Raw genomic sequence first — 23,193 nt, 5'->3', positions numbered from 1 at the left:
TCGTTTCGGTTTGAAATCAGTAAGTTTGTTATGACGACGCTCGCACACAAGCAGCAATCTGCTTCAGCGACGTCAGCAACGATTCAAATTCATCGAGCGGTACCATGTTGGCACCGTCGCTGGGCGATTCTTCCGGACGGGGATGAGTCTCCAGAAAGACCGCATCGCAACCACAGGCAACGGCGGCACGGGCGAGATGAGGAACCATCTCACGCTGACCACCGGTGACTCCGTTGGCGGCACTCGGTTGCTGTACGCTGTGCGTCGCATCGAAAATCACTGGCACGCCAAGCGATCCCATCTCGACGATCGATCGCATATCGTTGACCAGTCGACCGTAACCAAAAAAAGTGCCTCTTTCGGTCAGCATCGTTTGGTCACAACCAGCATCTAACAGTTTACCAACAACATGGTTCATGTCCCATGGTGCCATAAACTGGCCCTTCTTGACGTTTACCGGCTTTCCCGTTTTCGCGGCGGCAACCAATAGGTCCGTTTGCCGCGCAAGAAAGGCTGGAATCTGCAGCAGATCACAGGTCTGAGCAACAATTTCAGCCTGCTCCGGGAGGTGAATGTCAGTCGTGACCGGGACGCGATATTTGTCACCGATTCGACCGAGAATTTCCATCCCCTGGGACAGGCCTACTCCCCGGTACGAATCAATTCGCGTTCGGTTCGCTTTATCAAAGGAAGCTTTGAAAATCAGTGGAAGTTCCAGCTTTTGACACACTGGAACGATGGTTTCCGCGATCTCAAGCAATGTTTCTTCGCGATCGATGACGCAAGGGCCGGCAATAATCGCCAGCGGACAACCTGTACCGATGAGCACCGGCGATGCGCCAGAAGGACCTTCGATTTGGACCGGATTTCGAGGAGTTTTTGTCATGGCTCTATTGTGACCGATCGGCAGAAAGCAGCATAGGCCTCTGGTGCCTTCAATGGCGTCCGTTCGGGTTCGTCAATCGCAAGGGGTGGCCGAGACATTGGGCCTGTTCGGCACAAGCACTCGCAGTGCTTCTGGCACGACCACAATCTCCAGCGGTAAAACTCCTCCCGGGTCTCCGTCAAGCTCGAAGTGCACCGGTTCATCGCCTTCGGCTTCGACTCGCAGCGATCGAAACTGGGCGAACCGGGTCGAGTTGAGCCTTGGGTGGCCGCCAACGAACGTCGTGATCAGATACCAAACGCCTCGCAGAATTCCGCCGTCGCGATAGGTGCACATGTCCAGTTTGCCGTCGCGATCATCGGCCTCTGGTGTGATTCGCAAGTTAATCGCGTAGCGCGGGATGTTGAAAACAAAAGCCCATCGAGCCGACCACGCGGTTTCTGTGCCGTCGACAAAGAAGTTGAGTTTCGGAAATCGATAGCTAACGATCGTTTGAAAAATCGGTTTGAGCCACGAAAAGTAATTGATGTGTCCGGTGCGAACTTCGTCCAGTCGTTTCACTACCGCCGCATCGAATCCGCAACTGGCGACAACGAAGAACAGTTTTCCGTTCGCGCGACCTGCGTCGATGCGATGTTCCTCGCCGGTTTTGATCAGGGAGACGAAAAAGTCTTCATCGGCGATCAGTCCGAGGTGCCGACCTAGCAGGTTTTCGGTTCCCAGCGGAAGAATGGCGAACGGAGTTTCTCGTGGAAGCAAATTGGCCAATACCGCAATCGTGCCATCGCCTCCAGCAGCGACGACCGCACGAAGCGTGCCTGCGTCAAGGTGTTCCTGAGTTTGCTGTCGAACTTCCGAAAGATCCGTCAGCAGAATTGGTGCGAAGCCTTCATCGCCAAGCCGTCGGGCGATCGATTCGCAAAGTGACCTTCTGTCGGTGGCTCCGGAATTCGGATTGATCGCGAAGATGATTGTTCGAGCTGGCGAACTGGAAATGTCTGGTTGTGAATTCATCTTCGCCGTTTGAAACGTGCCGCTGTGGCTTTAAAAATCTTCGTGCGGAATAACTTCACCGCCTCGAATCGTCCCCAAGGCGTAAAACAAATCTGCGGTTACGTTTTCGTCAATCATATGCACCGAACCGTCCGCGAAAGCAAAAACGGTGATGCCGCCGGTATGCATGCTGTTGAATTGAGCGAACCCATGGAAATGAGCGTCGATGCCGCCCTTGTTGTTCGGTGGCTCGCCAGTCCAACCAACAACTCGCCAGCCCGGATACTCCGACCCTGTCACAACTCCAGCCCATGCCGAATCAAAGGAGTCTGAACTGCGTTCGCCCAGCAGTACCGTGTTGCTTGATCCGTCGAGCAGATCACGATAGCCGGTGTCGCTGTTTTGATAAAACACGCCGTTTATGTTGGTGTCGCCCGACTCCAGCAAGTCCGGATCGGGGCACATCTCGCCTTCTCCATCACCGTCGTCGTTGGCTGACATCTCAATTTGACGCACCGAAGAACCGATGCACCCGACGTAATGCGTCCGGCCGATGTGATACGGAACCGAGACAGGAACATCGTGCAGCATTTCCTCTGAACCGGATGTGCTCGAACTCTCCGGCAGCCTCATCGTTTCCAACTCGAACGTTGGAGTGTCGTGTGTCGAACTGGGACAGAACAGATTTGGGATTCGCTGAACGACCACCTCGTCGTATTTTCTGTCCACCAGATTTTCTGTCTGAGTGAACCGGGAATAAATTGCATTCTGTTCAAAGAACGGAAGGATTTGTGCGGTCCAGCCCCAGCCCGTTTCCGTTGGCAGATCCTTGCCGCCGATCCATCCCGACGGAAAGTGCATGTGGGCCGATTCATGATTGATTACGGCCAGACCAAGCTGCCGGATCTGGTTGGCACATTCGATGCGCCTTGCGGCCTCGCGGACTGATTGGACGGCCGGCAGAAGCATTGCAATCAGGATGCCAATGATCGCGATAACGACCAGCAATTCCACCAGCGTGAAAGCAAACCGTTTCAGCGTTGAATGTCGAACACCCATTTCTGGTCTCCGCATATAAGTTCTGTTTCTGGCAACGGGAAGTGGAATCAGCGTCCATTGTAGTACGCTGCATTGCGACGCAACAGGTTGTAAATCTTCATGTTGCAACGTGGCACAGTTGTTAAACTGCGCGTGTCCCAAATCGCAACAGTGGAATGCGAGTTGATTTGTCGCGCGCCGCATATCGTTGAGCGAAAGCTTTGTCTTCGACTGGCATGACAGTTGCTTCGTTGGAATAAGGCCCGCGAAGCTCAGGACTTTGTTTGACCACCACCTTGCCCCTTGGTGGTCTTACGTCAATAAGGTTTGACATCCTGTACTTCCGGGCTTTTATCGTGGAGCCACGTTTCCAGCGATTGAGTCTGCATCATCGTGCCGGTGCGATGTCATTGCGGGAAGACAGCAATCTACCGAAAGCGTCAATTCATTGAGGCTCGGGCTTGTTCGCGCAGCTGATCTGGGCCGCTAAAGTTAGCGCATTCGCCAAATGTCCGCGTCCGCGATGCCCAGCTTCCTTTGCATCGAGTCGATGTCTTTTTTGAAACGTTTTGCGTCGACCGGATAGCCCTTGGTTGGTTTCAATTGCGGCAGGTGTGTTTGCCAGTATCGATTCCATTGCAGCATAAACATTTCGCGAACGTACTTCGCGGCCATCGACGCCAACGCGATCGGCAACCACGATTCGCCCTTGGCGTTAAATTCGATCGACGACGTTCCGTTTTGAATTCGATACCGGCTGCTGGGACGGCTTTCGATTTCGACAATGACGGAAGGGTCTGAAAAATGTTCCCTGAGCGAATCAGCGTAGCGATTTCGCCCGCCATGTTTGTCGCAACGGATGTCGAAACAGTCACCGGTGCAACTGTCCGTTATATCCATTATCGATCTGATCAGGCTCAATGATTCCGCCGTCAGACAACTGGCTTTGTTGCCCAACGCATCGATGCTCTCGTTAAAACGTTTGGGGAACACGGTTGCCACCGACAGTTGCTCAATCGCCGCGTCGTTTGTCGAAAGTGATTCTCGGATTTGATTTCCGAGGGCCTGGATCGAAGCAAGTTCGCATTGAAACGGCAGTTCGATTTCGTTGGATTGGAAGTACTCAAGGTGGCAGTACTCCGCGTGATGATTCGAGTCGTTGTCGATTCCCAGAAGCGACATCAGTTCGTTGCCTGTCCGCGGAACCGTGCCGTGAATGGCGTGCAGGCTCGCTAAAACACCACGCTCCAGCAGTTCAATTTTCCCGGACGCGTAAACCGCTTTTGAGTCGGCGATCATGAGCCCAGGTTGAGATGTGCGTTTCTCGTACTTGGCCAATTTGCTTTTTTGATCGAACACGAAATCCGAAAGAGCGTTCTGGAAATCGAAGTTTGTGTCCGAGCATTTCCATCGTGTCGCGCCGATCACCAGCGGCCCAAGATTCGGGCCATATCCGGCTTCGTCGGTTGCGATGATGTGTTGCATTTGAGTAGGAAAGGTGCCCACGGGAAGTCGGTAAAAGTAGTTCAGTCTGTTTCAGGCTGAGACGTCGGATGTGCGTCGAATGGAAAAGCCAAGCTGTTTCGAAATCGCGAATTTGTTTGGCGATAGCCAGTGGTTGGGCGGGGTGTGAGTGTGAGTCTGGGACAGACTCACCTACTACAGCGTCTGAGACAGACGCACCTGCTACAAACTGGCCGCGATTTCTGCCGCCGCATCACAAAGCTTCTTCGCCTCGTCCATCGACGTGGCTTCGGCAATCGCACGCACAATCGGTTCGGTATTGCTCGGACGAACGAGCATCCATTTGTCTGACCAATCCAAACGCAATCCGTCCATCGTTCCGTGCTCGGCGTCCGAAAACTTCTCTTGCAATTTGGCGTAGAGCGATGGAACCTTGTCCCGATCAATCGCAACTTTCGTTTTGCAGATTTCGTAAGACGGAATATCAGCTTTCAACTCCGCGACCGATTTGCCTGTCGCCGCCATCGCGTCCAAAACCTGAGCCATCGCTACAAAACTGTCACGCACATAGCCCACTTTCGGGTCGATCGGTCCGCCGTTTCCTTCGCCGCCGTAGACCGCGTTCAGTTCACTCATTTTGCCCGTCACGTTGGCTTCTCCGACCGCGCTCAAATGCAACGTGCTTCCGTTCGCATCGCAAATATCAGCCGACATGCGACTGGACGAGCAGTTGATCACCACGTCGCCAGGCGTTTGTTGCAAGCGATGGTTCAGCGTGATCGCCAGCGTGTATTCTTCACCGATGTAGCTTCCGCTGCCGTCAATGATTGCCAACCGATCCGCGTCCGGGTCCTGACAGAACACCGCATCGGCACCAAAGTCGACACTCTTTTTCGCCGTGTCCTGCAAGTTCGCTTCGGTCGGTTCTGGCGGATGTTCAAACAGCCCGTCGGGTTCTGCTCCGAGGCATTGATATTCGCAGTCGAGCGCTTCCAGAAGTTGTTGGCCCAGGACTGAGCCCGCGCCGTGGTGGCTGTCGAGAACAACCTTGAATTTTTTCGAGCGGATTGCTTCCGCATTTACCGTCGCCAATACCGAAGCCAAATGGGCGGACGTGGTGTCTTCCAGGTTCGTCACGGTTCCGACATGTTCCCACGTGACCGATTGAAGCTGATAGTCACGATACGCTGCGATGACTTTTTCGCCCGCCTCGGCATTGATGACTCGGCCCGTCGCGTCGAAAAGCTTGATGCCGTTGTAAGGAGGCGGGTTATGGCTGGCCGAAATCTGAATCCCGCCCGCCGCATTGTGCTCACGAACCAAAATTCCCGTTGTCGGCGTGGCAGCAACGTCTCCGTAAATCACGTCGCGACCGATCGAAGCCAGTCCGCTACAGATCGCCTGAGCCAGCATCGGACCGGTCGTGCGTCCGTCTCGCGTGACGACAATCGGTCCTTCGGCGTCGAGCAATTGGACGTAAGCGGTTGTGAACTTGATCGCCAGCAGAGGGTCGAGGCTTTCTCCAACAATGCCACGCAAGCCAGAGACGCTGATGATGGGTTCGCTTTTCGCCGAAGTGTTCATGGTTTTGGAAGATAGGGAGGATGTTAAAAATTTGCCAAGGTTGTACCCGCCAAAGCGTTATCTGGCTAGAATCAAGCGACACAAACTGGACAGCGCAAACGTGATGTATTCGCTGATCCGGTGCCCCGTTTAGTAAACTTACTGCCTTTTAATACTGTCTCTGGTAAACGTAAATTCATGTCAGATCCCTCCATTTCCGTTGACGATTGCCTCCAAAAAGTCCGTGATGCTGTAGCAGCCGGAAAGATGACCGATTCGGTCGTTGGAAATATTCAATCTTGGCTGACTGAGTCCCGCTATTCGCAGTACGTGCCGCAAATTATTGAACACGTTGAAAACGAAAAATGGCAAGAGCTGGACGATGCGTTCTGGACCGTGATTCCGTTCGGTACCGGAGGTCGTCGCGGGAAAATGTATCCCTTCGGCAGTAACTCGATCAACGAGCGAACTATCGGCGAAAGTGCTCAAGGCTTGGCCGACTATATAAAAGAGATCAAGCCCGACAGCCCATGGAAGTTCGCGATCGCGTACGACACGCGGCATCGATCGCGGGAGTTTGCCGAACTCTGCGCAAGCATTATGGTCGCCAATGGCTTTGAGGTTTTCTTCATCGATGACTTCCGCAGCACGCCGGAACTTTCGTATCTGATTCGCCACAAGGAATGCGACTGTGGCATCATGGTCACCGCCAGCCACAACCCGCCAAGCGACAATGCGGTCAAGGTTTACTGGTCCAACGGGGCTCAGTTGATTCCGCCGCATGACAAAGCCGTGATCGCGAAAGTTGCAGATGTCGATGAGATTCCGAAAGCCGATTTCGACCAAGCGGTAGCCGACGGCAAGATTCACATGGTGATGGAAGAGACTGATGCGGCGTTGATGAAGGAACATCTGAACGTTTCTTTTGCTGGCCCGCGTGATCTGAAAGTCATCTACTCGCCGTTGCACGGTGTGGGTGAGTTTAACGTCAAGTCTCTGCTGGAAACTGAAGGCTTTACCGACCTTGAGATTTACGGTCCGCACCGCGAGCCGAGCGGTGATTTCCCGAACGTTCCCGGTCACGTTTCCAATCCGGAGCGAGCCGTTGTGTTCGAATCGATCATCGAGGAAGCAAAAAAGAGCGGTGCAGATCTGATTCTGGCGACCGATCCTGACTGCGATCGCATGGGCGCTGCGGCACCGGTATCCATGGATCCGGCTGGTGAATGGAAAACGTTCAATGGCAACCAGTTGTGCGCCTTGCTGGGTGACTTTGTAGTTTCGCAACATCAGGCCGCCGGAAATCTGACGCCTGAGAAGTACATTGTTTCAACGCTGGTCACGACCCGAATGCTTCGCCGCGTTTGCGAAGCCTACGGCATCAAGTGTAACGATGAAAACCTGGTCGGATTCAAATGGATCTGCAACGTGATGGATGTCGAAGGACCTGATAATTTCCTTTACGGTACCGAAGAGTCACACGGATTTCTGGTTGGCCAGTACTGTCGCGACAAAGACGGTGCGATCGCCTGTTTGCTGATGTGTGAACTGGCGGCGATGGTGAAGGCGAAAGGCATTTCGTTGCACGAGCATTTGGAGTCGCTCTATAAAAAATACGGTTACCACGCCGAGCGTTTGATCAACGTTCGCATGGAGGGCTCGGATGGCATGAAGAAGATGAAAGAACTGATGGCCACATTCCGCAGTGCTCCGCCGAAGACGATGGGCGGGTTGGCGATCAAGTCTGTCGCCGACTATGGATCACTGAAACGTAAGTTCGCTGACGGATCCGAGGAGTCATTTGAAGGGCCGGTCGGAGATTTGATCTTTTTTGAAACCGAAATCGAAGGCAACTACGTCGCGGCTCGACCTTCCGGAACGGAGCCTAAAATCAAGTTCTACATGTTCACAACGGTCGCTCCCGAGGAGTCGTCTGACGTCGAAAAATGTCGCGGCGAAATGGAAGCCCGCCTGGATGCGTTCGCGGCGGACATGGAAGCGTTTGCCGATTCTGTCTAATCCGATTCGGTCCAATGAATGGCTGTTGCTGAATTTCACACGAATTCAGCAAGGCAGTTTTGGTTTTGAAATATGGAGACTTGAAGATCACAGCGTCGCTTTCTATTAATCTCGATTCTGAATCGGAAACCGAAGCTCTCGGGCTTGCGATTGGAGAACAGTTGCAGCCAGGCATGGTCATTGGACTCTGCGGAACGCTCGGCAGTGGCAAGACGCGTTTAACGCAAGCCATTGCTCGCGGACTAAAGATTGATCAGCCTGTCGTCAGCCCGACCTATACGTTGTGCGTGCCATATGTCGGGCGTTTGAAACTGCTGCACATGGATGCCTATCGCATTGCGCATGCTGAGGAGGTCGACGAGTTGGATCTGTTTGAACGCGTCGACGACGGAGAAGTATTAATCATTGAATGGGCGGACCGCATCGAAGCTCAGCTCCCTGATATCGATGTGTGGATCCAAATGGCGCCGACCGGCGAGCAAACGCGCGTGTTTGAAGCGCAGGCGAGATCCGAACTGGGGCAGAGCCTCGTGGCGGCTCTTAGTGCGAGTCTGAACTGATCGCGATGCGATAGTGTTTGTATCCGCTGATCGACCATTGTTGACGCCAGTTGATTTGTAACTTCAGTCTCATTGCTATCCCGTCGGTAAACTTCCAGTCCGGATGTTCCAGGACAACCAGGTCCCTGGCGAGAGACTTGATTTCTCCCGTGTCTGTCGTCGCAAAGACTTCGACATGATCGCCCGGGGCGGGAACCCCACCGACGTAGGCGCCGTCGTCATGTTTGATGGCGATCCATTTCGCCTTGGGCCAAAAAAACGGCGAGCGCGATGATGGCAAGCGTGACCACAAGCAACATGGCTCTCAATGAAAGCTGGATTTTGCGTGCTTTCGTCGACATGCGGAACCTCAACAAATCTCAAAAGACGTCAGCCTGCCACTTCGCAGATTCGCTCGGCTGCCTTCACAGCATCAGCTTCGTCAATATGCATATGCGTCACCGCCCGGACGGTGTCGTGGCTAAACGGATACATGCCAACACCCGCCGCGCCGCAACGCTCGACCATTTCAGCAGCCGTGCCGATCGATGGATCAACGTGGAAGATCGCAATGTTTGTGTGAACCGAATCGATATCAATCGACAGTTTCGGGTGCTGCGAAACAACCTCGGCAAAACGTTTCGCGTTGCGGTGATCGTCCGCAAGTCGGTCAATATTGTTGTCGAGTGCGTAGAGTGCCCCGGCGGCGATGATGCCGGACTGACGCATGCCGCCGCCGAGCACTTTTCGATGCCGAATCATTGACTTTCGCATCGATGAGTCACCAGCAAGACAGGATCCGACGGGTGCGCCGAGTCCTTTGGAGAAGCAAATGCTAACCGTGTCGAAATTCTCAGCCCATGTTTTTGCTTCGATGCCGGAAGCCACAACACAGTTAAAAAAGCGAGCTCCGTCGAGGTGCGTTGCCAACCCGTTTTCGCGTGCCCAACCGCAAACGGACTGCACGTCTTCCAGCGGCAGGATGATACCGCCGCCCTTGTTGTGCGTGTTCTCCAGGCAAAGCAGTCGAGTGTAAACCGCGTGCTCGTTGTCCGGATTGATCAGGTTACGCACGTGCTCCAGTCTCAAATTTCGCCCGGGAGCAGTCACGGTTTTCGCCACCAGACCAGAAAGCTGGGCAAACGCGCCCTGCTCATAGTTGTAGATGTGGCAACCGGATTCGCAGATGAACTCATCGCCAGGCCGACAGTGAACCCGTAGCGCCGCCTGATTCGTCATCGTGCCCGACGGCATGAAGACTGCGGTTTCCATTCCCAAAATGTCAGCAATGCGTTCTTCAAGCGCCGCGACAGTTGGATCAACGTCAATTACGTCGTCGTTGACTTCAGCGTTAGCCATCGCCTGTCGCATGTCGGCGCAGGGTTTCGTCAGAGTGTCGCTTCTCAGGTCGATCATGGTCAGCTTGCAAAATCAGCAGGGAGAGCTTGGCAAAAAATCAATTGTTGGAATCTGTTGCGGCCTTGTCGACAGCCACCACAGGCTGAGTCCACGCTTGCTGCATCTGATTTTTGAAGGAAGGATCGTCAGCCGGAAGACTGCTGGTCACGACGGCTCGAACATACAGTTCGTTCCCGGTAAATTTGTAACTGGCAACCTTGCCCTCGACGCTGGACACGATTTTGCCAATCGACTCATTCGGCGGCAACTCTCCATCCTTGGACGGTTTCAGAGTCGCGACGAAATCGATTTTGAATTCCGCGTCCGAATCGTCTTCGACTTGCAGGCTTAGCGTCTGTGTCGCTTTGTCGAACTGGACGTCGTTCAGGACAACGCCCGACGAAGCGTAAAAGTCACCTCGCTTCATTGCCATAATCAAATGGTCAGGGCTCAGGAACTTCGAGCGGACCATCACCCAGCCTCGACCGGGACGGGAGCCAGGCCGGCCGTGATATTCGTGGCTGTCATCGGTCGCGACGCCGTACAGAGGAGCCGCGCCCAGTTGAGCCATTCGAATTGCGTTGGCCACGTCCCACATTCGCTCGATCGAAATGTTCTTGTCATTTCCGAGGTGACCCACCGAAGGATGCCCGTTGTAGACCTCAAAAAAACGTTCCTGGACCACAGACGCCAAATCTTCGGCGGTGACTGCGTACCCAAAGTTGGGATGATTCAGATGCGGAAGAATCTGTCGTCCCAGTCGCTTTTCCTGCTCCAGAACCAGCCGCAAGTTGTTCTGCATCGCCTCTCTGACCGTAGAACCGCCGACTGGATCGATCAGTTCCGCAACATTGGTCGCGTTCATGTGAACCGGTTTTCCGGCGGCGCGATCGCTGATTTCTTCTCCCGGAATCAGGATGAACTTGCCGGCTTTTTCAAGCAGCGGAGCGAACTCGTCCAGAGGCTTGAGCCGGACTTCGCGAGTCGCTTCCGAATCGCCTCGAACTTCGACCCAGTCTTCTCCAAACTTGTCGATGTATTTTTCAAGAACATCGGGTTCAGCACGTTCCTTGATGTCAGCCAACTTCATCCAGCGAACGCCGCGGCTGAGGATGTTGTGGTCGGAGAGAGCCAGAAAGTTGTAGTCCCGCTCGGCATACCAACTGGCGATCATGTCCGGAAAATCGTCGCCGTCGCTCCACAAAGAATGCGTGTGCAGATTGCCTTTCCACCAACGTGCCTCGCGATTGGCAAGACCCGTCCTGGTCTGGTCGGATGAAATCTGGGCAACGCACCGCGGTTCCGTCAGCCCTGACAATAGCATGGCAAAAACGACGAACAGGATACCGAACTTGCGGCCAGGCATGTCGCCAAAGAAACCCAATTCCAGTTTGGGAAGTCGCATCGCAGTCTCTCCGAGCAGAGTTGATTCGTGAAAAGGACACTCAGAAGAAAGACGCCGAACTTCGACGCCCTCAATCCGATCGCCATGCTAACACGGAAGTATGATCGTCGCTGCCTCGCGGTCCGTTGTTGGCAGCGAGAATCGATCACATTGCGACTGCAAGCCAGCGATGATCAGCGCGACCATCGCTTTGTGGCTTGTGCATCGTTGTCTGAAACCGGTTCGACGGCCCAGACGGAAACGCGAACCCGTCGCCCTAGTCGTTTACATGCGTTTCAAGGAAGCGCGCCAGACGATGGAAATCGCTGTCGGCATCAATGTAGCGAACGACGGTGACGAGCGTTTCTGGGTCAACCAGTTTTTCAAACGGAACGTACATCAAGTCAAGCTGGCCAGAAACGCTGACCATCACGCCGTTGAGCTTCTTTTCCGCCAAGGCACGGAAAGCACCCACGCCAAGTTGGCTGCCGAGCATCGCATCAAACGCGTGCGGCTGTGCACAACGGGCTTCGTAACCCAATTGCAATCCCTTGATCAAACGCGTGCGACCGTTGGTTTTTGAAGCATATTTCGCTTGAACGGCCTTCGACATGATCGAAAACAGGCTGACTTGCGAAATGTTGATGTGTCCGTGATCGTCGCGCTCGATTCCTTCGACGAAGCTGAACGGCAGGTACTCAGCCAGTCCTTCCGCCATCACGATCACACCGTACTCCTTGCCTTCGCTTTCGCGAGCCAAAATCGTTTTCACGATTCGATCGCAAACCCGATCCATGTCCATGCACTTTCGCGTTTTCTTTTCGCCGTTGGCATCGGTGAATTCTTCTTCCACCAGATAGCCCGCGATTACATCTTCAACGCTGATGACCAGACTGGCTTCGCCCGCGATCGCTGCACCGTAGGACAACCAGCCCGCACTGCGGCCCATCGTCTCGGTCAGGAAGTAAGAGCGAGTCGCCTCTGCATCATGCAGCAACGTGCGAATCTCTGTTGCCAGAAAGTCGACGGCTGTGAAAAAGCCAAACGTGAAATCGATGCCGTGGTAATCGTTGTCGATTGTTTTCGGAAGATGAACAACCGGAATGATGTTTTCCGAATTGTACTTTTCCTGAAACAGCTTGAACTTGTTGGCGGTCTTGAGCGTGTCGTCGCCGCCGATCGAAATCAACGCGTCGACACCGAGTGACTTAAGGGCGTCCGAAACGCGTTTCATCGGAGCAACTTTTTCAGCGTCGTCCAAATCTGACGGATGGCCGATCATTTTGCCAGGGTTGCTGCGAGCGGTTCCGATCATGATTCCCTGCGAGTTTCGCGTGCGACGAAGCTTGCGATGAGTCAACAGGATATAGTCCTTGTCCTCGACCAGTTCCGTGCCATCGAAATCGATCAGGCTGGAATAGCCGTGCTTGATACCGACGACTTCAACTCCAGCTCGCAAAAACGAGTGAGCTGCAGCGGAGATGACGGCGTTGGCCGCCGGAGCAGGTCCGCCGGCGAAAAGAATGGCCACACGCTTGAAAGCGTGGTCAGGACGAGCCGGAGGTGAAAGAGTATTTGCCACTTAATGATTCCTTTTAAAGATGTGGTTGGATGATGGTGGTTGGAGCAAACATCCTCCATGTGGAGCAAGCATTTTTGTCGCCACCGGTGGTTTTTCAAGACACGTTGCAAGTTTTGCGAAGCAGCACTGCATGGCGTGGAGATCGCTGCCGTTAAGCCCGGTTTGTGGCTGAAGCAGTGCTGGTTCGAGAAAGTCGCCGAAGTCGCGAGGCAATGCACTCAACAGATTACGCCTCGCATTCCGCGAACAATAAATCGCAACTGCGGGCTGAGTCGGCGCCTAACACCACTCTTGCGTAAGCGGCTTCACAACAACTTCCGGAACGTGGACCTCTCGCGGCAGCTCAATCAGCGAAACGACCAACTCGCCAACATGATCGGCTTGCAACATCCGACCGCGATGTTCTTCGGTGACAGGCGTCGGCCGTTGTTTCAACAGCGGAGTATCGACTTCGCCGGGATAGACGTTTGTGACTCGGACTCCGTCGTCGGCGGCTTCGTTTGAAACACATGTTCCCAGCGCAGTCATGCCAAACTTCGAGGCCGAGTAAGCGACTCCGGCAAGTGCGATCGCACGTTTCCCGGCGACCGACGAAATGTTGATGATCAGGCCATCTTTCCGCGAACGCATGTCGGACAACACAGCGTGCATGCAATTGTAGGCTCCTGTCAAATTCACTGCGATCATCTGATCCCATTGCTCGGGAGACATCTGTTGCATGCTGCGGTCGGGAATGTTGATCCCGGCAGCGTTGACCATCACGTCGATCGGACCGCCAAGCTCGGACTCGGCCCACTGAAAATATTCGTTGACGCTGGCTCGATCCGCGACGTCGATCGCGTGAGTTCGGATCGAAGTTCCTTCAGCGGCTTCCGCCAGTTTTTCGAGAGTCCGTCCACCGATTGCAACGTCGAAGCCATCTTTCGCGGCGAGCAGTCTTGCTGTCGATCGACCCATTCCGGAACCACCGCCGATGACAACGACACGAATATTAGACATCGAAAAACCTTCAGGCTGAGTTGGGGCTGAGTTCGCAAAACCGCAAGCTTAGCGGGATGACAGCAGTTCTTCGAGAGCCCGATGGTCAACTTGATGTGAGATTGAGCGAATGTTCTGGTCTCGGTCCAGCACGATGTAAACCGGCCATGAATTCACGCCGACGGAATCCGGGATCGTGTAATCCTGACCGAAGTAAAAGCTTCGCCATGGCAGTTTCCGCAACGAAAACACCTGCTGAATGTGGTCACGCCGATCACCAGCATTCATGCCGACGATCGCGAAATCGGATTCGGGATATTTTTCAACGAGCGACCGCCCGGTCGAATAGAAGCTCTTGCACGACGGTCACCAGTCGCCGAAAAAATCCAATAAGACAACTTTGCCTTTGAACTCCGAAATCGAAATGGATTCGCCGTCGATGTCAGTGCCTGAAATGTCCGGGAACGCTGATCCGACTTTCAATTGGCTGTTCAGATTGATTTGGGTGGCTTGCTTTGAGTCGCATCCGACGAAAAGGACCAGCATCGCCGCGGCGCAAGCGAAAGCGTGCCTTTGGCTGGCCGTTAAACGCCAGAACGCAGCGGCCACGAGCAAGCACGTGAGGATCCCAAATGTGAAAGTTGGCGACATCGCAGAATTGTAGTTCGTGCTTGCGGCGAATGTAATGAATCATCTGCCATCACAACGCAGGCGGGGAGTCGTCGCCCAAAGTCAGCGGCTTGCTTTGTGTTTACCAGCTAGATTTTGATCCACGTCCTGGAGCTCAATTTTTCGGGCAAATCGACGTGCCAGCGTCACCAATTGCCTTGCCCGCAAAGTCGTAACGGCAAGCTCGCCCCGCGTTCCCCAGCTTCACAAACCGTGTGGAAGTTTTCCAGATTTCCCGTTTGTATCGAACGAAATTATTCTAATGCGCACGTTCAGTTTGCCGAAAAATAGGACGGCTAAGGACAGTTTCCGCAAAACTGCTTGGCTATCCCGCATTCAATTTCGACCCAACTTCTTTACCTCAGTGACGTTGTCACGATTGGTGATTATGTGTCCGTGCCCGCGCAGGGGTGTACGTGGACGGCGCTGTTGGTTCGTTGCTGTGGGACTCAAAACTCACTCAAGGAATTCCGATATGAAATCCCAAGACTGGACGTTGCTCCGCAAGATCGCGGCGACAACCTCTTTTGCTTTCCTGGCGTTGACCCAAACGGGCCTGGCACAGCAGAGCGAATCAACGGCACCCACCGAGCAGAGTTCGAACGAAGCTCGCATTCGACTTAGAACGGACGCTCAGCAAAGTCTTTCTGATGCTGGAGACATTCAGTTCTCACCGGTCCCGGCGATCAATGGGAAGAGCGCGAATGGTTCGCTGCTTGATTCGCGTTTCGACAAATTCCCCAAGTTTGAGAAATCGCAACAACCTGTTGCGGTTGAGCCCCAGCCTGCTGAGGGGATGGTGGCTCCCGTCGCCTGGGAAGCACCAGCGACCGGAAACGTTCCTGCAATGATGCCTGCGATTCGACAGATTCCAGGGCAGGACCAACAACAGCCTGGCGAGGTTGCCCAGATCGAGCCGGACAATCCTTTGTTCCAGGGGCTTTCAGGCACGGTAAAGATTGTCGTCGACGAAAAGACGAACAAGTTGACCGTGATTGGTGCTCCCGCCGATGTCCTGATCGTCGAGCGAAAGCTTGACGAGATTCGCCAGTCCACCGAAGAAGAAGTTCGGGTGCCGGAACGAATTCCGCTGCGTTACTCCAACAGTGAAACGATTTCGGAATCGATCCGTCAAATCTACGACGCGAACTACGAATCGAAAGTCGGAAAAGCAGAGATCGTTCCGCTGAAATCGCCGAACGCGTTGCTTGTCTTTGGTAGCCAGCCCGCGATTGATGCCGTTCGCGACATCGTCAACAAAATTGAGTCCGACGTCCAACCTGAGGACGCAAAGGACTTCGCTTCCTTCAATCTGAAACACGTTTCGGCACCAGATGCCAAACGTCGCCTCGAAGAGTTCTTCCGTGGCAATCAGGACGGAGAAGCGTTTCCTGTCGGAGCATGGACTGTGGTCGCGGACTATCGCAGCAATGTGATTGTGGTTCGCGGAAACGCACAGGTGATTCAGCAGGCGAAACTGTTGATTAGTGCGATCGACATCGACGAGGACGAAGTTTTGTCGACGAAAAGCGTTCGCGTTTTCCAGTTGCAAAACGCGATTGCCGGTGACCTTGCCATTATCCTGCAGGACGCCATCAACGGTGCTCTGAAGAATGTTCCGACTCCGATTCAATCCAACTCTCAGGGCGGCGGGATTCAGCCAAGCCAGCCTGGTCAGGATGGAAACGAATTCTCATCTGAGATCACGCCTTCGAAACTTCAACTGGAAACTGTTGGAGCCGATGGCAAAGTCGTCACTACCGGTTTGCTGTTCAACGTTCGCGTAACCCCAGATTCGGCATCCAACTCGATCATCGTTCGCGGTCCGGCCAGTGCAATGCCGTTGGTCGCAGAACTGATTAAACAGTTGGATCGATTACCCAACGCTGAGACAATGATCAAGGTGTTCCAGATCGTCAACGGCGACGCGGAGCAACTGTTGACCATGCTCGAATCCATCTTCGGTGCCGACGATGCTCAGGGCCAGCAAAACCAAACCGGTGCTCTTGCCGAGTTGCCGTTGCAGACGGTGTCAACGACTCCGGGTGCCGCGTTGATCAACCTTCGTTTTGCGATCGACCAGAGAACGAACTCGATCATCGCGACTGGGCCGGGCGGAGACTTGCAAGTCGTCGAAGACTTGCTCAACCGTCTTGACGAAGACCTGCGTTCACGCCGCGAGACGGTTGTCTATCGGCTTAGCAATTCAAACGTGCTGGACGTCGAGGAAGCTCTCAACAACTTGCTGGACTCTCGTTCTGACGTGCTGGCTCAGGACCCGCGGACTGCTGGTGGAGCCGTTTTGGCCGATCAGGAAATCGTGATCGTCCCCGAGCTTGGTAGCAACAGTCTGATCATCAGCACGTTGCCAGAGAACTTTCCGGAGATCGAAAATATCATTCGCCGTCTGGATCGCAGACCGCCTATGGTCAAAGTCAAAGTCATGATGGCGGAAGTCAGCCTTGGCTCGTTGGAAGAATTCGGCGTCGAGCTTGGAATTCAGGACTCACTGTTGTTCGATCGAAGCACCACGGTTGGAGCTGACGGAGCAATTACAGGTACTGGCTTTGACTTCAACGGGGCAGGCATTGCAAACCAGAACTCGGTCTCTCCTAGAAATCTGGCCGCAAGTGCTCTTTCGAACCTGAACATCGGGCAGACCAATGCGGAGTTGGGTTATGGTGGATTGGTGCTGTCGGCAGGAAACGAATCGATCAACGTTCTGCTGCGAGCCCTGAAAGATCGTAATTGTCTTCGCGTTCTCAGCCGTCCGCACATCATGACTCTGGAGAACCTTCAGGGCCGTGTGTCGGTCGGACAATCGGTGCCGCGAATCACAAGCAGTACGCAAACGAACTTCGGTGGAATTTCCAACGGAGTCGAGGAAAAAGATGTCGGTGTCATCCTTGAGATCACGCCTCGCGTCAGTCCTGACGGAATGATCACCATGTTCGTCAACATTGTGAAATCAAGCCTTGGCCAGGAAGAAGACGGAGTCGCGGTCGCGGTCGACAACAACGGTAACGTTGTTCGTCAGGCTCCGATCAACGCGACTGAAGCTCAGACGACCATCATTTCACGCTCGGGACAAACGATTGTGTTCTCTGGCCTGATTCAGGAGTCGAAACAGCACGCAGAGCGAGGTGCTCCGATCCTTTCGGACCTGCCTTTCATCGGCCCACTTTTCAAGTTCGAATCCGATCAAGCTGCTCGAACCGAGTTGCTGATCATCATGACACCTTACCTCGTTGATGCCGAAGGAATCGTCGACGCCCAGAACGCCGATGAAATGGAACGGATGCACTGGTGTCTGTGTGACGTCGCCGAAGTCTATGGCAACACGGATTTCGATCCTGCACACGCTGATCTGGATGCTTCCCGAACCGTTTACCCGGGCGGAGAAGGAGAGATCGACTGGTACAGCGAAAACACGAACGCTGACCAACAGCAGATCGATCCTGTTTCGCGAACGGTAAGTACGTCCCAGTCGGTCAAGCAGGTTGGCTTTATGGACAAAATGAAGCTGAGCCTGAAAGAGTCGCCGGTTGCCAAAATCGCGGACCGTATCCGCGGCAACAATCCTTCGAACCGCAACGATCGCAATCGTCGCGACTTCGAGGAACTCAAAGAACTTCGCAGCCAACAGCAGGACTAAACCATGAAGACTCGAATTTTGACAATGGTGTTGGTTGCAGTCGTCCTCTCGACTGGATGTTCAGTCTTCAAACCACACATGCCGAAGATGCCATCGCTGACTCGCAGCAATGGTGACAAGGCAGAGACGGCGAAGCCCGAAGCGGAACTACCGACGTATGGGACGCCGGAAAAGATGCTGGCCATCTGGAAAGATTCCGTTCGGACTCACCCTGGAAAGCCTGCGATGCGTGGTTTTGGCGGAAGAATTTTCCTCTACGATCAGAGCGGTGCTCCGATTCGTGCCGAAGGCGAACTCGTGATCTACGGCTTCGACGATTCCAATACGGAACGTCAAGGCAGTAAAGCGGATCAAAAGATCGTGCTTGAAAACAGCAAGCTGCAACGACGGTACAGCAAGTCCGGACTGGGAGACTCCTACAGCGTCTGGATTGACTGGGATGAAGTTGGGGCGCCTGACAAAAGCGTGACGCTGATTCCTTTCTTCCGCACACCGGAAGGAAAGATCGTGAAGGCGGGTCAGGCAATCTATACGCTGCACACGCCGTCCAAGGAAGAGAAGTTGTACAAAGAGAAACTGGTTTCGCACGACGAAATTTCATCGGACGGAGACTCAGATCCGGTGTCTCAGGCCAACTTCATCCAATCCACAGGCGATGCGTCGAAAGTCGTCGCTGCTGGTGGGGTCGATGAAGCGTCGCAGGATAAAAGTGTCCGCACGACGACCATTCGTGTCCCTATGGCAACCCAAAAACGTTTGCAAGAAACAGGAAACGCTTCCTCGTCGAAAAAGTCGTCGGCGACTTTGACAGAGAAAGCCGCTGTTTCAGATTCGATGCCGAACCGACCGCTCACGAGACTCGAAGAGGCTCGCAAGAAACGTCGGGAAGCAATCGGTGAAGGCAACGTCTTCGGAATGCCAGGGCAGCTCTAATCGTCGCTACCGAAAGGACCACTTCCATGAGTCCATCACAACAACTTCGTGACGCTGCGATTGTGCTCAACAGTCTGCCGGATGAAATGGTCTCGGACGTGCTCTCGCGTCTGGACGACCAGAGCCAACATCAGCTGATGGACTCAATGGATTCGCTCGAATCGTTGAACAAGATTTCTGGACAAGAACTGCATCAGATCTCTCGGCGGTTTCGCGAGCAGACGTTTGGCTCCGCCGGGCATCATCGCCCGGCGTCGGCTAATCTGATTGAGTCCGATGTCGAACCGTCAGTCCAGCCAGCGGCGAGGGAAACGTTTCAGTACGATGAAACGTGGCTGTGGCCGCAGGATTCGCTGGGGCCGAACACGGAGCCGTTTGCTTTTTTGAAGTACATGGATTCGCGGGCTCGGCGACAGTTGCTGGAAACTGAACATCCGCTCAATGTGGCCATGGTGATGTCGTCTCTATCGCCAGAGTTCGCTTCGTCGATCACTCGCGATCTTGATCCGGCATTTCGCATGTCGGTGATTCGTCGCCTGTGCGAGTTGGATATCATTGATGATGCCAAATTGATGGGGCTTCGCTACGAACTGCGGATGCGTGCCAAACGAATGCTGGCGATTGAGCATTGTACGAAGCAGGGATTCGCGGTCGCGGCTGATTTGCTCAGCCTGTCGGATCGAAAGACTCGGGACGGCGTGTTGGCGTGGTTGAGGGACCGCGACAATGAGTTGGCTGAGGAACTGACGCAGCGAATTTTGACGATGAACGACATCGCGAATTTTAGCGACTCGCAAATCGCAAAACTGCTCAAGCGCGTCGACACGTCGGCATGGGCAGGCGCTCTTCGGTCGACGCTGCCTTCGGTCGCCAAACGGGTTCTCGAGTGCATGGCTCCGCGAGCTGCTTACATCGTCAACGCAGAGATGGCTGCTTTCAATCCGCTCGATGAAGAAGCAGCCCACTGGTCTGTCGAGCAGGTGATCGGCGAAGCCATCAAGATTCGCGCGGAAGACTCGGCTGTGGGCGAATCTCCGTGAGTGCTGGTTAGCTCTCGTTGAAGGATTTGGTAATGTGTTCAGGTCTGCAGTCCGAATCGTTGTGGCCGCTTGAGGTCACCATGGAAAGCTGGCTTTCCGCCTTGGCACCCTCCCATTCGCGACAATCCGGCTCACAATTACCTTATTCTCAGCACCCGCAGCGTGTTTCAGGGTTTGACCAGTATCAGGGCCGATTCTAAGATACCTAGACACGTCTCGGATCTGATTTTTGAGGCTGCTGTCGCAGAACAGAAAGAACTCTGCTTAAGGGAAAAAACATGTTTGGTTTAGGCTGGGCCGAAGTCGCCCTCATCGCTGGAATTTTCGTGCTGTTGTTCGGTGGAGCAAAGCTGCCTTCGCTGATGCGCAACATGGGCAGAAGCGTCAACGAATTCAAAGCCGGAATGGCTCAGAAACCAAAGTCGCTCGAAGAGGATTCAGAGGAAGAATCGACTTCAGATTCAAAGTCAAAAGTCGAAGAAAAAGAAACTGCGGACGTCTAGCATGTTTCCCGGCGGCATCGGCTTCGCGGAAGTCACTCTTTTGGCAATTCTGTGTTTAGTCGCTTTCGTTTATCTACTCATTTGTCAGATCCAGCGTTGACCCCATGTTACCAGGCGGAATCGGTACCTCTGAATTAGTTCTGATTGCGATCGTCGCAGTCGTGTTGTTCGGTAGCAAACTTCCAGAGGTCGCTCGCTCTGTTGGCCAGTCGTACACTCAGTTTCGAAAGGGACTGAACGATATCCAGACTTCGATCAAATCCGAACTGGATCGGGAACTGGAAGACGTCAAAAAGATTCCTCACGAGATTGAGACGGCCTACAACGACAGCAGCGACGACGATCCTGGTCCCAGCTACGATCCTCCTGAAGACATTTAAGCCCGTCAGGCGATGGCAAAATGGTCGTTCGCCAGATTCTTTCTTTCCCGCTACGGCTGTCGCACTCACCGGCAGGTTCAGTTCCTGGTAACGGTTGCGAATAGTTTGTGAGACTTCTGCGGTTTTGTAAAAAGTTCCCGAACTTCAACGTGTCCGGATCCGTTCTGTCTTCGTTGACCATCGACCACGGCAATCCTATAGTGAGTCCGCTGGGGGTGGCGACAGTAGTTAAGACACAAGCCGAATTTTTTGGTCGCAGTTTGAAGACGAAAAAAGAAATCGCCAAAGAAGTCGCCGAGGCTCTGGATATTCCCCAGACGCTGGCTCGGGAAGCGGTCCAGAAAACGCTCGACTCGATCCTTGACGGGCTGGTGAGCGATGGCCGGATCGAGCTGCGAAAGTTCGGTGTCTTTGAGATCAAGGATCGGGCGGCCAAGAAGGGTCGGAACCCAAACACCGGCGAACCGATTATGCTGCCAGCCAAAAAGGTGGTCACCTTCAAGTCCGGGACCGAGATGGACGAACGAGTCAAACGGCTTTCTGCGAAAACGCTTAGCGAAGATCGGGAAGAAGGTCTTGAGCGTGAGCGACGCGAACAGGAAGAGTAACGCGGTCGACTGATCCAAACCCCTCACTCTGGGCAGACGGAGCACCGCGGCTACAATGAATTGATCGAACTCAAAACAGAGCCAATCATGTCAAACATCCTTCGCAATCTCCCTTCGGTCAGCCAACTTTTGGAAAGCCCGCAGCTGAAAAAGATGGTCGAGAACATCAATCATGGCGTTGTCGCCGAAGGTGTTCGCACGTTTCTGGATGATCTCCGCACGCAAGTCGTCGACGCCGCTGGAGAGGTTCCGATCCCGACGCCGACAGAGATGGCGGACAGAATTGCGGACTGGTTAAGCAACGAAGAGCGACCGTATCTCCGCCGCGTCATCAATGGAACCGGCATCGTGCTGCATACGGGACTCGGCAGAGCACCTTTGGCCGCCGAGGCTCTGGCAGCGGTGAACGAAAACTCCAAGAGCTACGCCAGTGTCGAAATCAACCTGATGACTGGTGAACGCGGGCAGCGTGTCAAGGCTGTGGAACGTCTGATCTGTGAACTGACAGGCGCTGAAGCTGCCGTTGTTACCAATAACAACGCCGCTGCAACGATGCTGACTCTGTCCGCGATGGCGGCGGGTAAGGAAGTCATTGTTTCTCGCGGCCAACTGATCGAAATCGGCGGCAGCTATCGTTTGCCCGACGTCATGGAGTGCAGCGGCGCGAAACTGAAAGAAGTCGGCACGACAAACAAGACTCATCTCGCCGACTACGAAAACGCGATCGACCCCGAATTGACCGGGGCGTTGCTGAAGGTGCATCCAAGCAACTTCGAAGTCATCGGGTTTACCAAAACGATTTCCACAAAAGAGCTTTCAAAACTCGCAGCGAAACACGATCTTCCGCTGATCGACGATATCGGTTCCGGCGCGTTGTTGGACTACGCCCAGTTTGGATTGAGGAACGAGCCTGTTGCGTCGGAAAGCATTCGCGATGGCGCGGACCTGATTCTGTTCAGTGGCGACAAGCTGATCGGCGGACCTCAGTGTGGAATCATTGCTGGAAAGAAAAAGTACGTTGATCGCATCCTGAAGAATCCTCTCATGAGAGCGATGCGGGTTGGCAAAATGACTCTATCGGCATTGCATGCAACGCTCAGCCTTTACCGCGATCAGGAGAAAGCCAAGCAGTCGATTCCACTATTGCGAATGCTCTCGATGCCGGCGGAAAATTTGAAGCTGCGTGCGGAGAAATTGGCGTCTTTGTTGTCGGCAGTTCCCTGCGTCGGATCGTGCGAAGCGATCCAGGAAGAAGCCATGCTTGGTGGCGGAAGTTTGCCGGCTCAAAAGATTCCGACATGGTGCGTATCGATCACACCCGCCGGTTCCGTCGACGCTCTGTCGGCCAAGCTGCGAAGTGGGACTCCTGCGGTGATGGGCCGCGTCCAACAGGGAAAACTGTTGCTCGACACGCGAACGATTTCGCCAGCAGAAGATCTTGAGCTGGTTAAAGTCTTCGAAACACTGGAAGCCTGAACCAGGACGTTGGCTCCCAGTTTGGAATGTGACCGGGCGTTAGATCGCACTCTGGTTGAAGGCTGTTCGCAAACCTGATTCAATG

Annotated in this window: 21 protein-coding genes; 9 read left to right on the top strand and 12 right to left on the bottom strand. The window is 54.1% G+C overall.

What is annotated here, in order from left to right; translation table 11 throughout:
• Positions 1-28: 28 nt before the first annotated feature.
• The 5 genes from kdsA to glmM all read right to left on the bottom strand — a co-directional run bounded on the left by kdsA (position 29) and on the right by glmM (position 5,965).
• Positions 29-886: a 3-deoxy-8-phosphooctulonate synthase gene (gene kdsA, locus MFFC18_RS14615; protein WP_075083312.1), complete on the bottom strand. Its 858-nt coding sequence runs from the start codon at positions 884-886 to the stop codon at positions 29-31.
• A gap of 72 nt (positions 887-958) precedes the next feature.
• On the bottom strand, positions 959-1,900 hold the full coding sequence (locus MFFC18_RS14610; RefSeq protein WP_075083311.1) for a diacylglycerol/lipid kinase family protein: 942 nt from the start codon (positions 1,898-1,900) through the stop codon (positions 959-961).
• Between the two features lie 30 nt (positions 1,901-1,930).
• Positions 1,931-2,938: a DUF1559 family PulG-like putative transporter gene (locus tag MFFC18_RS14605; RefSeq protein WP_075083310.1), complete on the bottom strand. Its 1,008-nt coding sequence runs from the start codon at positions 2,936-2,938 to the stop codon at positions 1,931-1,933.
• A 471-nt stretch (positions 2,939-3,409) separates the two neighbouring features.
• Positions 3,410-4,402 carry a hypothetical protein gene (locus MFFC18_RS14600; RefSeq protein WP_075083309.1) on the bottom strand — a complete coding sequence of 331 codons (993 nt, stop codon included), beginning with the start codon at positions 4,400-4,402 and terminating at the stop codon, positions 3,410-3,412.
• A 201-nt stretch (positions 4,403-4,603) separates the two neighbouring features.
• Complete coding sequence (glmM, locus tag MFFC18_RS14595) at positions 4,604-5,965, bottom strand: phosphoglucosamine mutase (RefSeq protein WP_075083308.1); 1,362 nt, start codon at positions 5,963-5,965, stop codon at positions 4,604-4,606.
• A gap of 177 nt (positions 5,966-6,142) precedes the next feature.
• On the opposite strand from glmM, the gene MFFC18_RS14590 reads away from it, so the two are divergent.
• Both MFFC18_RS14590 and tsaE read left to right on the top strand, forming a co-directional pair.
• On the top strand, positions 6,143-7,963 hold the full coding sequence (locus MFFC18_RS14590; protein ID WP_075083307.1) for a phospho-sugar mutase: 1,821 nt from the start codon (positions 6,143-6,145) through the stop codon (positions 7,961-7,963).
• A gap of 80 nt (positions 7,964-8,043) precedes the next feature.
• On the top strand, positions 8,044-8,523 hold the full coding sequence (gene tsaE / locus MFFC18_RS14585) for a tRNA (adenosine(37)-N6)-threonylcarbamoyltransferase complex ATPase subunit type 1 TsaE (RefSeq protein WP_157665076.1): 480 nt from the start codon (positions 8,044-8,046) through the stop codon (positions 8,521-8,523).
• On the opposite strand, the gene MFFC18_RS14580 is transcribed toward tsaE, so the two are convergent.
• The 7 genes from MFFC18_RS14580 to MFFC18_RS14550 form a co-directional block, all read right to left on the bottom strand.
• Positions 8,504-8,803, bottom strand: coding sequence for a hypothetical protein (locus tag MFFC18_RS14580; RefSeq protein WP_075083306.1), 300 nt, complete (start codon positions 8,801-8,803; stop codon positions 8,504-8,506). The genes tsaE and MFFC18_RS14580 overlap by 20 nt on opposite strands.
• A gap of 89 nt (positions 8,804-8,892) precedes the next feature.
• Positions 8,893-9,918, bottom strand: coding sequence for a threonine aldolase family protein (locus MFFC18_RS14575; RefSeq protein WP_075083305.1), 1,026 nt, complete (start codon positions 9,916-9,918; stop codon positions 8,893-8,895).
• 40 nt (positions 9,919-9,958) lie between these two features.
• Positions 9,959-11,305, bottom strand: coding sequence for a PHP domain-containing protein (locus MFFC18_RS14570; RefSeq protein WP_084416941.1), 1,347 nt, complete (start codon positions 11,303-11,305; stop codon positions 9,959-9,961).
• 256 nt (positions 11,306-11,561) lie between these two features.
• Entirely contained in the window at positions 11,562-12,866 is a 1,305-nt protein-coding gene (locus MFFC18_RS14565) for a 6-phosphofructokinase (RefSeq protein ID WP_075083304.1), read from the bottom strand.
• Between the two features lie 279 nt (positions 12,867-13,145).
• Positions 13,146-13,865: an SDR family oxidoreductase gene (locus MFFC18_RS14560; RefSeq protein WP_075083303.1), complete on the bottom strand. Its 720-nt coding sequence runs from the start codon at positions 13,863-13,865 to the stop codon at positions 13,146-13,148.
• 48 nt (positions 13,866-13,913) lie between these two features.
• Positions 13,914-14,132, bottom strand: coding sequence for a hypothetical protein (locus tag MFFC18_RS14555; protein WP_075083302.1), 219 nt, complete (start codon positions 14,130-14,132; stop codon positions 13,914-13,916).
• 78 nt (positions 14,133-14,210) lie between these two features.
• Positions 14,211-14,495, bottom strand: coding sequence for a peroxiredoxin family protein (locus MFFC18_RS14550; protein WP_075083301.1), 285 nt, complete (start codon positions 14,493-14,495; stop codon positions 14,211-14,213).
• A 493-nt stretch (positions 14,496-14,988) separates the two neighbouring features.
• On the opposite strand from MFFC18_RS14550, the gene MFFC18_RS14545 reads away from it, so the two are divergent.
• From MFFC18_RS14545 to selA, 7 genes are all read left to right on the top strand, one after another.
• Complete coding sequence (locus tag MFFC18_RS14545; protein WP_075083300.1) at positions 14,989-18,168, top strand: secretin N-terminal domain-containing protein; 3,180 nt, start codon at positions 14,989-14,991, stop codon at positions 18,166-18,168.
• Positions 18,169-18,171: 3 nt separating this feature from the next.
• Entirely contained in the window at positions 18,172-19,101 is a 930-nt protein-coding gene (locus MFFC18_RS14540; RefSeq protein ID WP_075083299.1) for a hypothetical protein, read from the top strand.
• A 26-nt stretch (positions 19,102-19,127) separates the two neighbouring features.
• Positions 19,128-20,141 carry a FliG C-terminal domain-containing protein gene (locus MFFC18_RS14535; RefSeq protein WP_075083298.1) on the top strand — a complete coding sequence of 338 codons (1,014 nt, stop codon included), beginning with the start codon at positions 19,128-19,130 and terminating at the stop codon, positions 20,139-20,141.
• A 278-nt stretch (positions 20,142-20,419) separates the two neighbouring features.
• Positions 20,420-20,644, top strand: a complete 225-nt coding sequence (locus tag MFFC18_RS14530; RefSeq protein ID WP_075083297.1) for a Sec-independent protein translocase subunit TatA/TatB — start codon at positions 20,420-20,422, stop codon at positions 20,642-20,644.
• 104 nt (positions 20,645-20,748) lie between these two features.
• Positions 20,749-21,024, top strand: coding sequence for a Sec-independent protein translocase subunit TatA/TatB (locus MFFC18_RS14525; protein WP_075083296.1), 276 nt, complete (start codon positions 20,749-20,751; stop codon positions 21,022-21,024).
• Positions 21,025-21,284: 260 nt separating this feature from the next.
• On the top strand, positions 21,285-21,632 hold the full coding sequence (locus MFFC18_RS14520; RefSeq protein WP_075083411.1) for an HU family DNA-binding protein: 348 nt from the start codon (positions 21,285-21,287) through the stop codon (positions 21,630-21,632).
• A gap of 87 nt (positions 21,633-21,719) precedes the next feature.
• The gene (gene selA, locus MFFC18_RS14515; RefSeq protein WP_075083295.1) at positions 21,720-23,108 is read left to right on the top strand and encodes an L-seryl-tRNA(Sec) selenium transferase; all 1,389 of its coding nucleotides are present in this window, start codon (positions 21,720-21,722) and stop codon (positions 23,106-23,108) included.
• Positions 23,109-23,193 lie beyond the last annotated feature (85 nt).

This window comes from Mariniblastus fucicola (assembly GCF_008087665.1).
In the GTDB taxonomy this organism is placed as follows: Bacteria; Planctomycetota; Planctomycetia; order Pirellulales; family Pirellulaceae; genus Mariniblastus; species Mariniblastus fucicola.
The sequence above is the reverse complement of the archived record's forward strand: the minus strand, read 5'-3'. Positions and strand labels throughout refer to the sequence as shown.

Bases quoted from the DNA above. Each gene is read 5' to 3' on its own strand.
- MFFC18_RS14560 (WP_075083303.1), bottom strand. From the start codon at position 13,865: ATGTCTAATATTCGTGTCGTTGTCATCGGCGGTGGTTCCGGAATGGGT.
- MFFC18_RS14535 (WP_075083298.1), top strand. From the start codon at position 19,128: ATGAGTCCATCACAACAACTTCGTGACGCTGCGATTGTGCTCAACAGT.
- MFFC18_RS14605 (WP_075083310.1), bottom strand. From the start codon at position 2,938: ATGGGTGTTCGACATTCAACGCTGAAACGGTTTGCTTTCACGCTGGTG.
- MFFC18_RS14525 (WP_075083296.1), top strand. From the start codon at position 20,749: ATGTTACCAGGCGGAATCGGTACCTCTGAATTAGTTCTGATTGCGATC.
- MFFC18_RS14545 (WP_075083300.1), top strand. From the start codon at position 14,989: ATGAAATCCCAAGACTGGACGTTGCTCCGCAAGATCGCGGCGACAACC.
- selA (WP_075083295.1), top strand. From the start codon at position 21,720: ATGTCAAACATCCTTCGCAATCTCCCTTCGGTCAGCCAACTTTTGGAA.
- MFFC18_RS14570 (WP_084416941.1), bottom strand. From the start codon at position 11,305: ATGCGACTTCCCAAACTGGAATTGGGTTTCTTTGGCGACATGCCTGGC.
- MFFC18_RS14555 (WP_075083302.1), bottom strand. From the start codon at position 14,132: ATGAATGCTGGTGATCGGCGTGACCACATTCAGCAGGTGTTTTCGTTG.
- kdsA (WP_075083312.1), bottom strand. From the start codon at position 886: ATGACAAAAACTCCTCGAAATCCGGTCCAAATCGAAGGTCCTTCTGGC.
- MFFC18_RS14530 (WP_075083297.1), top strand. From the start codon at position 20,420: ATGTTTGGTTTAGGCTGGGCCGAAGTCGCCCTCATCGCTGGAATTTTC.
- MFFC18_RS14610 (WP_075083311.1), bottom strand. From the start codon at position 1,900: ATGAATTCACAACCAGACATTTCCAGTTCGCCAGCTCGAACAATCATC.
- glmM (WP_075083308.1), bottom strand. From the start codon at position 5,965: ATGAACACTTCGGCGAAAAGCGAACCCATCATCAGCGTCTCTGGCTTG.
- MFFC18_RS14575 (WP_075083305.1), bottom strand. From the start codon at position 9,918: ATGATCGACCTGAGAAGCGACACTCTGACGAAACCCTGCGCCGACATG.
- MFFC18_RS14540 (WP_075083299.1), top strand. From the start codon at position 18,172: ATGAAGACTCGAATTTTGACAATGGTGTTGGTTGCAGTCGTCCTCTCG.
- MFFC18_RS14600 (WP_075083309.1), bottom strand. From the start codon at position 4,402: ATGCAACACATCATCGCAACCGACGAAGCCGGATATGGCCCGAATCTT.
- MFFC18_RS14590 (WP_075083307.1), top strand. From the start codon at position 6,143: ATGTCAGATCCCTCCATTTCCGTTGACGATTGCCTCCAAAAAGTCCGT.
- MFFC18_RS14550 (WP_075083301.1), bottom strand. From the start codon at position 14,495: ATGTCGCCAACTTTCACATTTGGGATCCTCACGTGCTTGCTCGTGGCC.